The organism is Mycoplasma sp. 3392, from assembly GCF_053851755.1.
This window is the reverse complement of record NZ_JBSQBF010000001.1, coordinates 290,703-307,623: the sequence shown is the minus strand read 5'-3', so window position 1 is coordinate 307,623 and position 16,921 is coordinate 290,703. Positions and strand designations below refer to the sequence as shown.

14 protein-coding genes are annotated in these 16,921 nt (G+C 30.2%); 4 read left to right on the top strand and 10 right to left on the bottom strand.

The features are described from left to right. Window positions 1-5: 5 nt before the first annotated feature. The gene (locus tag ACWXVV_RS01240) at window positions 6-1,655 is read left to right on the top strand and encodes a hypothetical protein (RefSeq protein WP_438341406.1); all 1,650 of its coding nucleotides are present in this window, start codon (window positions 6-8) and stop codon (window positions 1,653-1,655) included. 182 nt (window positions 1,656-1,837) lie between these two features. Here the strand turns inward: ACWXVV_RS01240 and gap are convergent, their stop codons facing one another. The 8 genes from gap to ACWXVV_RS01200 all read right to left on the bottom strand — a co-directional run bounded on the left by gap (window position 1,838) and on the right by ACWXVV_RS01200 (window position 12,137). After that, complete coding sequence (gene gap / locus ACWXVV_RS01235) at window positions 1,838-2,842, bottom strand: type I glyceraldehyde-3-phosphate dehydrogenase (RefSeq protein WP_455984542.1); 1,005 nt, start codon at window positions 2,840-2,842, stop codon at window positions 1,838-1,840. A gap of 85 nt (window positions 2,843-2,927) precedes the next feature. Then, window positions 2,928-3,887, bottom strand: coding sequence for a hypothetical protein (locus tag ACWXVV_RS01230; RefSeq protein WP_438341408.1), 960 nt, complete (start codon window positions 3,885-3,887; stop codon window positions 2,928-2,930). Between the two features lie 3 nt (window positions 3,888-3,890). After that, window positions 3,891-4,799, bottom strand: coding sequence for a DnaD domain protein (locus tag ACWXVV_RS01225; protein ID WP_438341409.1), 909 nt, complete (start codon window positions 4,797-4,799; stop codon window positions 3,891-3,893). Between the two features lie 72 nt (window positions 4,800-4,871). Further along, window positions 4,872-5,423, bottom strand: a complete 552-nt coding sequence (coaE, locus tag ACWXVV_RS01220) for a dephospho-CoA kinase (RefSeq protein ID WP_438341410.1) — start codon at window positions 5,421-5,423, stop codon at window positions 4,872-4,874. After that, window positions 5,423-6,304, bottom strand: a complete 882-nt coding sequence (locus tag ACWXVV_RS01215) for a 5'-3' exonuclease (RefSeq protein WP_455984543.1) — start codon at window positions 6,302-6,304, stop codon at window positions 5,423-5,425. The genes coaE and ACWXVV_RS01215 overlap by 1 nt, the downstream gene beginning before the upstream one ends. Then, window positions 6,294-9,281, bottom strand: a complete 2,988-nt coding sequence (dnaE, locus tag ACWXVV_RS01210; RefSeq protein WP_455984544.1) for a DNA polymerase III subunit alpha — start codon at window positions 9,279-9,281, stop codon at window positions 6,294-6,296. Before dnaE ends, ACWXVV_RS01215 begins: the two co-directional genes overlap by 11 nt. Continuing rightward, on the bottom strand, window positions 9,268-10,425 hold the full coding sequence (thiI, locus tag ACWXVV_RS01205; RefSeq protein ID WP_455984546.1) for a tRNA uracil 4-sulfurtransferase ThiI: 1,158 nt from the start codon (window positions 10,423-10,425) through the stop codon (window positions 9,268-9,270). Before thiI ends, dnaE begins: the two co-directional genes overlap by 14 nt. After that, window positions 10,425-12,137, bottom strand: coding sequence for a hypothetical protein (locus tag ACWXVV_RS01200; RefSeq protein ID WP_455984547.1), 1,713 nt, complete (start codon window positions 12,135-12,137; stop codon window positions 10,425-10,427). The genes thiI and ACWXVV_RS01200 overlap by 1 nt, the downstream gene beginning before the upstream one ends. 251 nt (window positions 12,138-12,388) lie before the next feature. Here ACWXVV_RS01200 and rpsD point away from each other — a divergent pair, with 251 nt between their 5' ends. Then, the gene (rpsD, locus tag ACWXVV_RS01195) at window positions 12,389-12,988 is read left to right on the top strand and encodes a 30S ribosomal protein S4 (RefSeq protein WP_438341415.1); all 600 of its coding nucleotides are present in this window, start codon (window positions 12,389-12,391) and stop codon (window positions 12,986-12,988) included. Window positions 12,989-13,034: 46 nt separating this feature from the next. On the opposite strand, the gene adhP is transcribed toward rpsD, so the two are convergent. Together adhP and ACWXVV_RS01185 are read right to left on the bottom strand one after the other, a co-directional pair. Continuing rightward, window positions 13,035-14,084, bottom strand: coding sequence for an alcohol dehydrogenase AdhP (gene adhP / locus ACWXVV_RS01190; protein WP_455967705.1), 1,050 nt, complete (start codon window positions 14,082-14,084; stop codon window positions 13,035-13,037). A 112-nt stretch (window positions 14,085-14,196) separates the two neighbouring features. After that, window positions 14,197-14,349, bottom strand: coding sequence for a hypothetical protein (locus tag ACWXVV_RS01185; RefSeq protein ID WP_455967704.1), 153 nt, complete (start codon window positions 14,347-14,349; stop codon window positions 14,197-14,199). 76 nt (window positions 14,350-14,425) lie between these two features. Between ACWXVV_RS01185 and ACWXVV_RS01180 the strand changes: the two genes are divergently transcribed. Both ACWXVV_RS01180 and ACWXVV_RS01175 read left to right on the top strand, forming a co-directional pair. Beyond that, entirely contained in the window at window positions 14,426-15,190 is a 765-nt protein-coding gene (locus ACWXVV_RS01180; protein WP_438341418.1) for a hypothetical protein, read from the top strand. Between the two features lie 54 nt (window positions 15,191-15,244). Continuing rightward, window positions 15,245-16,852: an MATE family efflux transporter gene (locus ACWXVV_RS01175; protein WP_455984548.1), complete on the top strand. Its 1,608-nt coding sequence runs from the start codon at window positions 15,245-15,247 to the stop codon at window positions 16,850-16,852. The last annotated feature ends 69 nt before the right edge of the window (window positions 16,853-16,921 follow it).

Genomic DNA, 16,921 nt, shown 5'->3' with positions numbered 1-16,921 from the left:
TAAAGATGCAAAAAGAATATAAATTATGATGTGAGTTTTATGGTAAAAATCGTAAAGCTCTTAGACAAATAAAAAAATACCAGTCATCTGATGAAAACAGTGAATTTTATCAAGATATTAAAATAAACGAAGGAGTTTTCGTCGCTCAAACTGGTTATGGATACAATAAATTCAATGAAGCCACAATCAGGGGCTTAGCACACTCATATGCCAATTTCCTTAAATCTAAATATGATTCCACACAACCAATAAGAATTTTGCTAGCTTCTGATGGAAGTGATGCTCAATTCAGCCGCTTAATCAACGAATTCGGTCAAGTCTTGATGGCTTCAAATATCAAGGTTTACTTATTTGAAAAATCTGCTCATGTTTCAAAAGACTTTGCCTTTTACGTGATGCAAAAAACAAAAGACTTGCATAATCTAGTTTTCTTCAGTGATTTTAGTCAGTCACACAAAACAAAAGCACTGTACTTCTTTGATGAAAGATTAAGACGTTTTTTTGACGAAGATATCAATGAAATTTACAATTACTACTTACAAAATGTAAACATATTCTTAACACCAAGTCTTTTAGATGATTTCTTTTATCTAAAAGTAGATATGTTAATGGAAGAATATGTAAGTGAAATTCTTAAATTACAAATTAGACCTTTTGACAAAAAAGAACTAAAAATCAAACTAGTAAATAATCCTGCTTCACAATTAGCTGTGCAAAAAATACTAGGTAAGATGGACTATAGTTATTCTTACTTGAAAACTAAAAAAACTCATAAAAATGCAACTTTAATTTTCAATAAAGATTTTTTAAAATTCAAAAAATCCAATTATAAGCATGATAACTTTTTGTTTGTTTTTAATCCTGAAATAAAAGTTTTAAATGTTTATCAAAGGAAATTTCTGCTCCTTTATAAGAAAATAAATCCTAATGACTTGATTATGGCTTATTTAGATTTTGTCGGAAGTCAAATGAAACAAAATCAAAAGAGTTTACGTTATGAAGAAATTTACATTAGTCCTTTTTTAAGAAACAATATCTATAAATTGGACGAAAAATATTATGGTAACATTCACAAAAAAATATTTTTAGATAAAAGAGATTTCTTATTGATTAGAGCACAATATTTCATGAGCTTCGATGAAGATGGTGCAATGTATGTAAAAAAACCTTTAATGAGTGAAAACAATGCTGTAATGTTCTTTGTTACTATGATTGAAATGCTTAACTATTTCAAAAGTCAAAATAAGAGCATTAAACAGGTTTTTAAAGAACAAAACAAACTATATGGTAATGAAATAGTGGACATTTTCAGAGTGCCCATTAATAGAAAGTTTGTAAAAGATTTTCTTGAAATATTAGTGCAACTTAAAAAAATTGCTAATCGTTATATTTTTAATCAAATACCTATGAAAGATTATCGTTCATATGAAAATCAATATGTGTATAAAGTAGTGTTTGATAATAGTGAATGACTAGGAATAAAATTTGACAAGAATGAAGACGAATTAGTATTCTATAATCAAGTTTTGAAAAATAAAAAGGATATTGCACAAACTAAAAAGTTCTTTAAGAAAGTAATTTCACTTTTAAACAAGAAAGATAAAAAAAATATTTCCGTTTCACTTTCTAAAGTACTGAGTTCGAAAAATGGCTAATAATGCCATTTTTTTTAATGTTTTTTAGTCACATTAGATAAAAGTGAACTTTTACTGATTGTTAGCACTCAAGAAAATGTTTTTTTGCTAAAAAAGTAAAAAACTTCTATGGCAAAAGTTTCAAAGAATAAAAAAAAAAAAAAAAAAACAAGGGCATTAAGTGTCCTTGTGAAGTGCCTAAATTATAGACTTGCCATGTGTTTTAGTGTTCTAACGAATTGAGAAACAAAACTTTGTTCGTTGTCGTATCAAGCAAAAACTTTGTATAATCTTTTTCCTTCATGTTCTACAAATGTAGTCAATTTTGAGTCGAAAACTGAACCATAAGTTGTTCCGATAATATCACTTGAAACTAACTCGTCTTCTGTATATAGTAACGAATCTGAAGAAGCGTTTTTAATTGCTTGATTAATTTCTTCAACACTTGGTTGTTTTTCAAGTTCTACAGTTAGATCAATAATTGATCCAGTAATTGTTGGAACACGTAATGATGTACCATCTAATTTTTCGCTTAGTGTAGGAATAACTTTTCCAATTGCTTTTGCAGCACCTGTTGTAGTAGGAACCATGTTTTGAGCTGCTGCACGAGCACGACGTAAGTCACGGTGAGGAGCATCTTGTAGATTTTGATCAGCTGTGTAAGCATGAACTGTTGTCATGAATCCTTTAACGATTCCGAATTCTTTTTCAAGTACATTCGCAACTGGTGCTAAACAGTTAGTTGTACATGAACCCGCTGAAACAATAACATCGTCTTTAGTTAAAATTTCTTCATTTACTGAGTAAACTACTGTTTTTACTGATTTTGAATTCTTTGCAGGGGCAGTAATAAGAACTTTTTTAGCTCCTGCTTGTAGATGTAGTGATGAACCTTCTTCAGTAACAAAACGCCCAGTCCCTTCAATAACAATGTCAACATTTAAGTCTTTTCAAGGTAATTGTGAAGGATCTTTTTCTGCAAAAACTGGGAATTTTTTACCATCAACAACAAGCATATTATCTTCTGCTTTAACGTCGTGTTTAAAAGCACGGTGTGCTGTATCGTACTTTAATAGGTGTGCTAGTGTTGCTGCATCTGTTAAATCATTAATAGCAACAACTTCTAAATTTGGGTCATTATAGATTTCACGGAACACTAATCTTCCGATTCTTCCGAAACCATTTATAGCTATTTTTTTAGGTTGCATATTTCTCCTTATTATTTAACTTAATTATAAAAAAATTAACCCCTTATGTCAAATAAAAAATGTTCGTTTGGGGACATAAAAATGGTTAAAAAGCTTTGTTTGAACGCTTTGGTTTAATAACCTTGAATCCGTTGTCGATTATTAGTTTCAAGTTGCGAATTATCTTGGAATTCTGTGTGTCTTCGACACTGGATTTTTTGGTTATTAGCGACAATTTTCCATCAAAATAATCATCCGAAGCAGTAATAAAAGTACTTTTTTCATAAGTTACACGGATTCTTAAAATGTAACTTATGAATGAGTTAACATATCAGTCTGGTTTTGAACCTGAGCCAAAATCACTAATGTATAAATTATCTACTTCGCTCAGTAGATCTGTCAGTGTTCTTCTTTCTTCATTGCTTGATTTTGAGTAAAAAAGATACAAATCGTTGTAGTCTAACAGTGCTACACTGTGTCCTTTGCTTGCCTCTTGATAAGCTAGAAATTTCAGAACTGTCAAAGAGCGAAAAATGTTGTAATCTACTAAATAAAGCGAATAAGCTGGTAAAGAATACTTTGGAGATACTACTTTTTTGAGTAAATCTAAGTCTTTTGTTCAATATGAATTAGTATCGCAAATAATCGATTCTAAATCGTCCATCATTCTTTTACCTTCACGCGAAGATTTTTTTAATTTTTTGTCAATTATTGAATCAAGGTCACGCTCTAAAGGGGTTATTGCGGTTAGTCAAAACTTGTCGCGCATTAAAGCACTTTTGTATCAACTTTCTTTTGAAAAATCACGATCAAGAGAATTGTTAGCGTTTAAAATCGGACTTCAATTTGGCAATTTATTATGCGTTTTAAAATAGCTATAATAATCGAAGAGAACTGTTTCACCGTTTTTAATTTGTCAGTCAGTCAGTTTAAGTTTTTTGATTACTTTTTTGATTATTTCACTATTAAAAACCTCTTGACGGTAAGCGTCAAGACGGCTTTTGCTATGCTGAGTATCAGAAACTGACAATTGAGATAAGTTTCTTACTTGTTTTAATTCAGACATAAATTAATCCTCAAAACCTAATTCTGCTCAGTTTAGAACTGATTCTTCTTCTTTAAAGCTTTTTCTTACTAAATATTGTGTGTCAATTTGAGTATTAGTTGAAATTTTATATGAAAGTGCTCTTTGTAATTCGTTTTCAACATCAATATCTGACTTGATATTTTTATTTGCGTAATCACGAGCAATTTTTTCAATGTATTGGCAAACAATACTTTTATTAATTTTCATTGAATAATCAATGAATAAATTTATTGCATTAAAAGTAAAACCTAAGTCTGAAAGTTTTGAAACCATATTAATTTGCGAAGGACTAGGTTCTAAATTGGTTAAATGCTTGATGTAATCACGTGGCGACAATCTCTTTTCATTTTCTAAATCATCTAAATCAATTTGTTGGGTTGCGCGAAGATCATGATTATTTGAAACAAAAACTCCTAGTTCTTCATTAGCAAAAACTTCAGTGAACTTTTTAGTTTTGTTAGCATAATCTGATCTTGAATAATTATTAATTGCGTTGTGTTTAAGAATTTTGTCAAATCTTTGTTGTCCGATTTTAGCGATTAATGATTTGCTAATAATGCTATTTGAAAATGTCTTCACATCCATTGGTTTACGAATTTCAATTAGCCCACTATTGTATAAATCTGATTCAAAATAATTAATTAAGCCAACAGCTTCTAATTTTTCTTTTGCTTGTATTAATTCTTGTGAACTTATATTTAATAAATAAGCGAGTTCTTTTTGACTAATACGAACTCTTGCTGATTGTAAAAGAGTTGCTTCATCAATTAAAGCACAATAAAAACTCGAAGCTTCAACACCAATAATAGGTAGATATAACAGCCTTACAATTTCAAAATCTTTTTGATCTACTACTAAATTTTTTTCAATGTAAAAACTGTCATATTTCATGATTTTGTCCTGCCTTTTTATATTAATATTGTTTTAACTTTTGACCCTTCATCACTGAAGAGTAACAATATTTTAAAAAGCAGCAAAATAAATTTCCATAAGATTGTCAAAAAACCTTTTTGTAGTAACTTTTTTACACTTGATATTGACAACATTTTTCTCAAAAAAGCCCTTATTTAAAGTATCAATCACCGCTTTTTGAGATTTATTTACATTTCTTTTTTGTAAATTTTTTTGTCTATATTTTTCGTCCATTTCAATTCTGACTATTTTGTCAAAAAGTCCCACAAAATTTCCATTAGGAGAGTACAAATTTGGCACCTCTGCGAAGTCATAATAATTGAATTTTAAGTGTTCTTCAATCAAGGGGTAAATAAGCTTTTCAACCTCATTTATAAAGTTTGGATCTTCAATAAGCCTTGCTCTCAAGGCATTTTTGTCAACCCCTTCATTATTTATGTATAAATTACCCCATTTTTCTTGCATTTTTTTATAACCTAAACCACCTTTTTTATAGAGATTTTTCACGTAAATATCAGCATTAAAAGTTCTAAAACCCTTCGCTTCCAGAATGTTGAGAATTGTCGTTTTTCCCACACCACTTTTTCCAATAATCGCGATCATTAGTTTGACTCCAAATCTTTCAGGCGGTGATAAATTTGTTTAAGTTCTAATTCTTCTAAAATTTCATGTGCTTTAGGAGAAATACGCAAGTCCAAAAATTCAGCCTCTAATTTTTTAAAATCAATTGGAACATCATCACGAAGATGGGTAAGGAATTTGTTTTTGAAAACTAATTCTTTATCTTCAATGAATTTAGTTTTCATTTTGGCATCTAAATTTTCGATATTACTGTAAATGTTTTCAACTGATTCATATTTTTCTAACAGCTTACATGCAGTTTTAGGTCCTACACCTTTGATTCCTTTAATGTTATCGCTCGAATCACCAACTATTGCTTTATAATCAGTGACTTGTCAAGGATTGAATCCATAAGTTTCATAAAAATTCTTATTATTTATAACAACTAAATCACGGTTTTTTGGCTTCAAAATTGCTACCGATTTGTCGATTAATTGATTTAAGTCCTGGTCTGCTGAAAAAATTAGCACATAATTTTCGTTTTTTGTCTGGTTTGTAATTGTAGCAACAATATCATCAGCCTCAAAGCCTAAATATTCAAACGTAGGAATGTTAAGGTTGGTTAAAAGTTCTTTAATTAATACAAGCTGAGTGTAAAAATCTTCAGGAGCTTTTGGTCTTTGTCCTTTATATTCTGAATATTCTTCATGGCGAAAAGTTTTTCCATAGGCATCGAAACAAAAGTAAATGTGGTCAGGTTGATACAAATTGTTTAATTTAAAAACAGTATTGAAAAAGCCAACTAAAGCATTAGTTTTAATTCCTGTTGATGTTTCTAATCTTTGATTTGAATACAATGTTCCATAATATGACTTAAACATCAAATATGTCCCATCAACAACAACAATTCTTTTATTCTTCACGATGTTTCTCCTCTCATTTTCCAAGAACTCAATCACCATTCATTTTCTTTGTTAAAGTTGCATAAATGACTTTATTTTTAGCATTAACTATGTCAGATTCTTTTCAAATTCTTACATCAATTGTCGCACTAGAGTCTAATAATACAACATGTGTATACGGTTTATTGGTTTTAGTTATTTTTACTACTGCATCTTTGACATAAGCAGCGACAACATGTTGAGTTCCCCGATGAATGTCTATTATTTTACAATTTTTATTTTCATAGCCAATAGTTGGACTAACATTATAGGTTCTTCCTAAATAAGTAATTTCATTAATCATTTCTTGGTCAATATCTTGCTTGTAGTGTAACAAGTTAATATTCCAATCAATTTTGTCCCAAAAGACTTTTTTGTTTCTGGCATCAAAGGCATTCGCAATTTCAAACTTTAACTCACTACTATTTTCTAGATTATTTAAAATCATTGTTTGATTGCCGAAATCTCTAAAAACTCCAGCTTTAACCAAAAGTTTGATTTTTTCCTCACCGATTCCTGCTTCTCTTAGACACAAAATGGCTTCCAATAAGTTTTTGAATTCGCCTCTTTCTTGTCTTTTTAGGATAATGTCGCGTTCAGTTACCTTACCTAAACCTTTAATCATTGCAAAAGGAAGATAAATGGCATTTTTTTCACGATCAATTACTGAAATGTTTGAACTATGATTTAAAGAAGGGCTATAAATTCTTATTCCTAAGTCTTGTGCTTCGAGACAATATTTATTCATATCCTCTAAGGAATTAATGCTTGAAGAGATAATAGCTGAGTAAAATTCCAGCGGAAAATGAGCTTTTAAATAAGCCATACGATAACTTATCAGTGAATAACTAACAGCATGAGATTTGTTAAAACCATATCCTGCAAATTTCTCAATATCTTTAAAAATGTCAAGTGCAAATTGTTCGCTATAGCCATTTTGGACTGATTTTTCTACAAAAATAGCTTTAAATTCTTCAAATTCTTCAATCTTTTTCTTTGAGATTGCTCTACGCAATAAATCTGCCTCAGCATAATCCATGTTTGAAATTTTTTGCACCAGTTGCAAAATTTGTTCTTGATAAATCATTATTCCGTAAGTAGAAGCCATAATTTCGTCATAAACTGGATCTTTTTTCTTAATAATTTCAAGACCATTTTTTCTTTTTGCATAAAGATCTATATATTGTGCAGTGCCTGGTCTGAAAAGTGAAATGATAGCCGCTATATCATTGAAATGATCAACCTTAACTTTCAATAATGTTGAACGCATACCAGGGCTTTCAAGTTGAAAAATTCCGGCAGTTCTTGCCTCCGAAAGAAGTCGGAATGTTTCTTTGTCATTAACATCAATTTTATTAATGTCAAAGTCAGGATTAATTTTTCAAACTTGCATCAAAATTTCATTAATGATTGTCAATGTTCTTAAACCTAAAATATCAATTTTCAGTAGTCCGAAATCTTCTAGATAATCCATTGAAAGTTGTGTTTGTAGGTGATCTTGACTATCAAGCATTACTGGTATTTTATTTGCAACTTTGTCCTGGCTAATGACAATTCCAGCTGCGTGAGTACCACTTTGACGATAAAAACCTTGAATTTGACATGCTTCTTCATATGCTTCCATCAAGTCATTATTGCCTGTTTGATTGTTAATATATTTGTTAAGTTCAGTTCGAAAGCTGAAGCTTTCGTCATAAGCTTCTTGCAATGTAATTGCTGTGGAAGGAATTTTTCTTGCTAATGAATCAATTTGTGGAATAGGGACTGAATAACTTCTTGCAACATCACGCATTGATGATTTAACTCCAAGTGTTGAGAAAGTTACAATAGTAGCAACATTTTCGGTTCCATATTTTCTAATTAAATAATCAATTAGTTCTTGTCTTTTATCATCTTGAACGTCTATATCAATATCGGGCAATGAAATTCTTTTTGGATTCAAAAAACGTTCAAAAAGTAAACCGTATTCAATGGGGTCCATTTGAGTTATATCCATTAAATATGAAATCAATGATCCAGCTGCCGAACCTCTTCCGGGTCCTGTTGAAATATTATTTTCTTTAGCTCATTTAATAAAATCTCAAATAATCAAAAAGTAGTCGCAATAACCTAATGATTCGATGACATCTAGTTCATATTTGATTCTGGCTTTGTATGTGTTGTAAAGTGATTGTTTACCTTTCAATTTTCAATCTATATTTTCAAGAATTATTTTCTTTAAATATTCAGTACTTGAAACATTGTCGGGATTTGGATAGACTGGCATTTTGAATTTACTGTGCTCAATTTTAACAACCAATTGTTTGGCGAGATTGTTAGTTTTCTCAATTAATTGAGCCATTCTTGGGCTCGGATTTTCAAAACTTGTGTATATTCCGGTGGCTAATTTATTTTCGTGCTCTTGTGTTTTAATTCAATTTAAAGTTGAAAGGGTTTTAGATTCGAAACTGTCAAAACATCGGTTTTCATTAACTAATAAAAAATTGTTTTTATCAAAATCGATATCAATTTTTTCTGCTAGATCCGCGGTTAGTCCAGTATAAAAATTTTCTTTTTTCAGTAAGACTGAGTTATTTGACACAAAAAAACCTTTAGTTGGGTGGTCAATAATGATAATGTTTTTAGCTTTTAGAATTTGTTCTAAATCTACTTTATGGTTTTTGAAAAAGTCAAAATTGATTGCAAATAATTCTTGCAATCCAAAAAAGTTTTTTGCTAATAAAATAAAACGATAAACAGTTGATTCGACTGTTACATCTAAATCAATCCCGTAAATTGTGTTAATACCCAATTTGTGAGCTTTAGTGTAAAAACTTGCATAACTTAGCATGTTGTTGTGCTCTGTTACTGCAACAGTATCCAATTCGTTTTCTTGAGCTCATTGAAGCAATTTGTCTAGTTCGATTGTTGATTCTAAAAAAGAAAAAGTTGTGTTCGTATGAAGATTAATTAGTTTCATTTAAAGTATTTTTGAACTTGAAAATCGATACTGTTTCAACTGCTTCTTGTTCAAGTTGGGCAAGTAATGGCAATTCTTGTTCCACTCTAAGAACATCATTTAGTTGTGGTTTGGTCACTGGTTCTTTTGGTGCAAAAAGTTCACAAGTTTCGCATGCTTTTTGATTACTAATTTCAAGTGTGTGAATTTCTTGAGCAATTTTAATTGTTTCCAGTTTATCAAAAGTTAGTAATGGGCGAAAAATAGGCATATTTGTTACTTCATTAATAACAGCCATGCTTTCCAATGTTTGGCTAGCAACTTGAGCTATATTTTCTCCATTTGAAAGTGATAGGTAATTATATTTGTTGGCAATTTGTGAAGCAATACGATAGAAACTACGACGCATCAATGTAATTTTGTACTTTTGTTGGCTTATAAGTGCAATATAGTTCATTATTTTTGTGTAATTTACTTGAAATAAAGTTGCATGACTTTGGAATTTTGTGAGTTGTTGAATGATTTCTTCTACTTTACGTGTTGTATTTTCATCTGTGTGCGGCGGAGTAATAAAGTTTAAATAATCAACAACAAGACCACGTTTTTGTAACAAGTTGGCAGCAACAGGAGAATCAATCCCACCACTTATCAAGTGCAACGTTTTTCCAGTTATACCAACTGGCATTCCACCTCTTGTTTGATGTCAATTTGAAAAAACATAACAATTATCCCCTCTTAACTCAAGAAAAATAGTTAAATCAGGATTGTACATTGCTACTTTTTTATTTTCAGTGTTTTTTAACACAAAACCACCTATTTTTTGACTCACTTCACTTGAAGTTAATGGATAGTTTTTGTTTGAACGCTTGGTATCCACTTTGAAAGTTTCAAAGTTTTTGTCCTTTAACTCTTCTAAAATCGCTTGCTGAATAGATTCAAAATCGTTAGCAGTGATAGTTATAACACTATAGCTTGAAAGACCAAAAATATATGCTAGGTTTTCAATGTTTTTCTGGCTATATTCTAAATATCCCCTGTCAAACTTACAAACCACTTCACCTTCCATGATATTTTCTAAATTTTGACGTAACTTTTTAATAAAACTTTCTCTGTTTTTACCTTTTAGTGTTAATTCACCATAACGTAGTAAGATTTTCTTTTCCATTAGTTTTCTCCTTTTGCTAAGAATTCTTTGATTGTTTCTAAAGCTTTAACATACTTTCCTGAATTGTTTTCAACTGTTGCAACGTTTAGCATTGCTGCAATATTTTCTTTATGAGATCGATATCTATTTAGGTGATTACTAATCACATAGAAAACATCATTAGCATCCTTTGTTACTAAATTTTCAACATCTAATCCATTAACCAGAATTTCAAAAAGCTCTATTTCGTTTTTAAGTTGATCAAAATTCACTAAATTTTGTTCTAATGCATTCTGAATTCTATTTTGTTGTTTATAGACTGCTTCGAGATAAAAGTTACGCTGTGGATTCATTACTATTTCACTGCTTTGTCACTCGAATGATAATTGCATCACTTTTTTTTCTAAATCACTGAATGTATTTAAAATTTGTTTTAGTTGTTCTAATTCGTTATCAATTTCTAATAAAAGCCTGTCTGCTTGATCTAATTTCTTTAAAAATTCTTCTAGTCTTTTAAAACGAAGAGTAGAAGAAATTGTTTTATCAGACAGTAGAAAATCTATTGCTTCGTAGAAATTAGTTTTCATGATTTGATTTATTTTTTTGATTTTGGTGTGTGAGAAATTTGAATCTAACTTATAAACTTTTATATCTTCTTGTAGTGTGAAAAAACGTTTATTTAACTCTGATATCGTTTGGTTTATTTGTTCTAAACTAAAACTTTGTTCTTCGAAATAGTTACGTGCAGAATTTTCAAAATTAAGAATAGCTGAAAACTCTGACATGAGTAAGAAATTATCTTTTAGTAATGTTTGAATTCTTTCACGATTTGCTACATAATCTTGTTGACTAAAAAGCTTTTCTATCTCTTTATTTTTTGCTCTTATTGCATAAATTTTTTTTTCTAATTTTTGCTCCTGATACAATTTTTCAAATACATCGTAGTTTTGCATGATGTATGTTAATCTTCGCTCATCATATGTTCGAATCTTCATGTTGTAAAAATCTAAGCTTTTTTTACCTTCACCAACTATTAGACATAAGTTTTGAACTATAGAATTTAATTTTTCAAGTTTGAAATTATTTTGTTGTTCTACATTATTTAAATGCTTGTCTTCTGAAAAATATGAAACTTCTTTTTTTCATTTTTTAGCAAGTAATTCTAGTTCTGCCTTAAAAAAGGTAAGTTTATCGCTTTGTTGGACTATTATTGAAGAAATTTCTGAGTTAGCATACAGTACTTTTTGGTATCTTGTTAATACCAATTGCGTCTCTGATGTTTTTTCTTTTGTGTAGTGTGTCAGTCTTTTGCTTAAAACTTTTATTTCACGAATCATTTTTTTCAGTGCTTTTGACTCATCGTGAATTTTTTTGAAATTTTTTATTCTTTCTTTGAAAATCTTATTTGCATTCTTATTGATCAAAATTAAAACTTTTGTCATATTAAAAGAAATTTTGTCTTTAAGTGAAACAAATTGGTAGAAATTTCTTAAAAAGACTTCATAAGTTTTTTCATATTTTTGGCTGCTTTTTGAGTATGTTTCTAGCATTTCATTTGTCTTCGAGTGTTTAGCATTGATGTCACTAAGCCATTTTTTTTGCTTTTGAAAATATTGATTTAGATAAACCTGAAAGTAAAAATAAACATAAACAGCTATTGCCATAACAAGAGCTGCAAAAGATAAAATTAAAAGAAAAACTATAAAAATTTTTAACGTTGTCTGATTGTCCATACTCATTTTATTAAATTTTATAACAGCAAACAAGTTATAAAAGAAAAACGGGGAAATAATAGTAAATATAGTATTTAATTGATTTAAATAAATTAGTGTACAATATATAAAGCATTGATACAGCAATAAAACATTTATAAAACTGTTTTGAATTCGTGTAGATTTGAAAGTAAGTAAGCTGTCAAAACCGAAATCATTAAATAAAAAACATTTATAAAGAGTTTTTGTGTCCTTGCGGAAAGGATTAAAATATGTCAAGATTTAGAGGATCTTTATTTAAAAAATCACGTCGTTACGGATTTTCATTACTAGAAAACGATAAAGAATTTGCAAAAGGAAAACAAAGAAAATACGCTCCAGGACAACACGGACAAAAACGTGCAAAATTAACTGACTATGGACTACACTTATACGAAAAACAAAAAGTTCGTTACATGTATGGTCTAAATGAAAGACAATTCCACAATACTTTCGTTAAAGCTTCTAAAAAATCAGGGGTTACAGGAACAAATTTCCTACAAACTCTAGAATCACGTCTAGATAACTTAGTATACCGTGCAGGATTTGCTAAAACAAGAGCACAAGCTCGTCAATTAGTAAACCACGGACACTTCACACTAGACGGACACAAGGCTGACATTCCTTCAATGTTAGTATCAGTAAATTCAGTTATTGAATTAAAAGAAAAATCAAGAAATAACTCAGAAATTAAAGAAGCTATGGAACAAAGAGCTGTTGCTGAATGAGTAAAAAGAGAAGACTTCAAAGCAACTTTCACTCGTTTACCTGAAAGAAATGAATTAAATAAAGACATTAACGAATCACTAATCGTTGAGTTCTACAACCGTTAATTATCAAAAAAAGTTCAAGCCCTTGCGCCTGAACTTTTTTATTAACTTATTTTTTGAAGTCAATAACTGCTCTTCCTAAGAACTCACCTTTTTCCAATTTTTCGAAAATATCAGCAACTTCTTCTAGGCTAACAGTTTTTGTAACTTCACTTTTTACTAATCCTCTTGCAGCATAATCAAGAGCTTCTTGTAGATCTTTTCTTGTTCCTACTATTGAACCTGCTAATTCTCTTTCAAATAATACAGTTCAGAAGACAGAAACAGGGAACTCATCTTTTCCTAAGTTGTCTTTAGCTGGAAGACCCACTAAAACTTGTCTTCCACCACGACGTAACATTTCCATTCCTTCGTAAGCAGCTTTTGTTGATACTGATGTGTTGATTACCGCATGAACTCCACCATCAGTAACTTCTAAAATTTCTTTTACTGCATTTACTTTCTTAGAGTTGAATGCATATTCAGCACCAGATTTTAATGCTAGTTCTACCTTGTCATCCGATAAGTCAATTCCAATAGGACGATATCCCATTGCTTTGGCATATTGAATTGCCATTTGACCTAGTCCACCAACCCCGATAACTGCTACATATTCACCAGGTTTTAATTTTGCTTGTTTTACTGCTTTATATGTTGTAACACCAGCACAAACAACTGGAGCACCTGTGATGATATCTAGATTTGCAGGAACTTTTCCTACATAGTCTTCATGACCGATTGCATATTCAGCAAATGATCCATCTTTTGTATATGCAGACATATTTTGGTTAGGACATAGAGTTTCTTTACCTGTTAAACAGTATTCACAGTGTCCACATGCATCATGTAACCATGCTAAACAAACTCTGTCTCCTATTTTTAAGTGGGTGCATCCAGGACCCAATTTTGTTACAATACCAATTCCTTCATGTCCTGGAATTAGTGGATATTTTGGTTGTACTAATCAATCGAAATTAGCAGCATGTAAGTCAGTATGACAAATACCACTAGTTTCCATTTTAATTAAAACTTCTTTTTCTTTTGGTTCAGGAATATCAACTTCCTCAACACTTCATTGACGTGGTGAACGCACCACAAATGCTTTCATTTTTGCAGACATTTTTTTGCTTCCTTAAATGTTTTTTCTTTCACTTAAATTATATTAAATGCCTAAATTAAAGTCAAGAGGTATCAAAAAAAGTACTCACAACAAGTACTTTTTTCTAAAACTTCTAACTGTTAGCGTTGGGTAAAAAACTTAAAAGAGCAATAAAGACCACAACAACAAATAAAGGTAATAAAATTGATAATATTAATTTCAAAGTTTGTTTTGGACTTTTCTTTGTGTTTACTTCTGATACATTGTTTGATGAATTCTTTTTCATAATGCTTATTATATTCTTTTTTAAAAATAGGTTCAAAATTACAATGTTTATTTAAAAGTAAGTAAAATTTAAAGTTATGAAAAAAGAGTCAAGTAATCACAAAAAAACTGAAATATATATCGATTTTGAGGCAATAACTAATCCTTTTGCTAAAATGATTGGTCTAAAAAGTGGAACTCCATATTGTTATACTTTGGGAATAAAAAATAATTTTAATGTGATAAAAACTCATACATTTGTAAATGACTTCAAAAAATCTGATTATATGAAAGTAATGCGTGAAGCAATAATCAGAGATATTAACCGCATCGATAACACAATAAAAATGAGTGAAGTTATTTTCGTTGGTCACAACCCAGTATTGGAAAAGAAAATAATTAAAGAACTTTTCCCTAATAATGAAGTAAAACCGCTCTTATCACATGCAACTGTCTCGCTTGACTTAATAACTCACAAAGATTTTAATCAGCCATACTTTACTGAAGTAAGAAATGCGATTCTTTCAAATACTAAAAATAATGTTTTAGAAAATAAATTTGTCCATGATGGCTCACTAGCTAGCTTTGTGGGATGCTTGTTATTTTGTATGCAAAAACAAAGAAAAATCCCCTTTAAAAGATACAACCTGGAAATTAGTCGACAAACAGTTCTAAAAGAATTAAAACAATATTCAAAAGATGATGTTTTAAAAATGTTCTGAATTGATGAACGCAGAGACGATATTGATGAAATGATAAAATTGTTGAATCATAAAAAAGAATTTTTAAAATTGTTGAATCAATTTCAGTTGGAAGACTCAATGACGATAAAGGAACTGAAAGAAAAAATTTGGGACATCTAGACAACAACTAAGCCAGTGTCAAAAACTGGCTTTTTTTGTTACAATACTTTAAGTATGGAGAAAATCACTAAGAGAAGAAATATTATTCGAAGACATTTTCCTGCTTCGAAACAAGATTGACTAAGATATTTAAAAAACACTCTACCAGTAGTCGTGGCAGAGTTAGTTTTTTCTTTAACCTCTTTTATTGATAATTTCATGGTTGCTCCAATCGAAAATGGAACAACAGCGCTTTCCTATGCTAATACGTGATCAGGAATAGTAACAACTATTTTCATTACCATTAATATGATTGTCGGAATGTTAGTAGGACAATTTTATGGAAGTAAACAGTATTCAAAAATTAATCAAATAATGGCTTTAAGAATTTGAACCTATGTGTCAATTGGAGTAATTTTCGCAATCTGTGCTTGGTCGATGCCGGCTGAAATGATTCGGTTGATTGGAAGAGATGATGAACCTGCAGTTAACACCGGAGTAAGTTACATCCGCTTGATTGCTATTTGTTGAATATTGTTGGCAGTTGCTTGAAATACTAATGGACTTTTGAATGAGACAGGACACTCAAAATATGCTTTCTTTACTGCTTGTTTAAACTTGTCTATCAATGCAACAATTAATGCTATTTGTATCTATGGTTTTAAATTAGGAGCTTATTCCGCTGCTTATGGAACAATTGCTTCGGTCTTTATTTCAATCTTTTTGGATAATTTTTGAATGAGTAGAAAAAGAAAAGAGATTGTAATAAAAGTTAAAAACCTATTTAAAATAAGTCGCGAAATTACAGTTTTATTTTTTAAGAGAGGTTTTTCATTTGGTATTGCAATAGCGGGAATGATTGTTATTCCATTGCGAATGCCGATTTGAAACGATGGATTTATACCTGGCAGAGTAGGCGAAAAATGAATGAATATGAATGCTGCTGCTGTGCTTTCACTAACAGAAAGTATTTCCACTGTTTTTGGAGCAGTGACAGTCGCCTGTGGGGCTAATGTCAGTGTATTTGTTGCATCAAATCTAGGAAAAAATGATTTTGATGAAGCAGATAAACATGCTCATGCCTTAAAAGGATTCCATGCTACAGCGGGTGCTTTATTTTCATTAATATTATTGATATTTGTATTTATTATTTATCAAACTGAAATGTTGTCTGGTGGAATAGCTGAAAAGGTTCAAACACTATACAAAGATAAAGACTTTTCAACAATTCAAAATGATCTTCAAGGAAGTAAATTTTACTCATTATATGATTGAACTAACACAGATAAAGATGCATTAATCACAGCAATGAGTAACTATGCAAAAAATGTAAATAGTAATTTGATTTGTTGAACTTTATTGACAGTTGCTTTAGTTAATCCACTATGAGCTTGATTCTACACAACTAATGCACTAATAGCTAGTGGTGGGCGTTCAAACTTGAGTAGTTTGACTACTTTGGTAGCACAATGATCTCAATTCATATTCTTAATTATTATTCGTTTTGCAATAGTGCCACACACAAACATTTCTATTGCTTGAGCATACTTTATTTTCTATTGTTGAGACCTAGTAAGGCTAGCAATTTACGAAGTCGTACAACACAGAAATGACTGAAAAAGAAATGTCAACCACGAAATTGAAAAAATTACAACTGCAAAACAAGTACAAAGTGAAAACTAGGTTGTCCTAGTTTTTTTATTGCTTTTTAAATCTCTCAAAAAAGCAATTTTTCTCCCATTTAAGCATTGA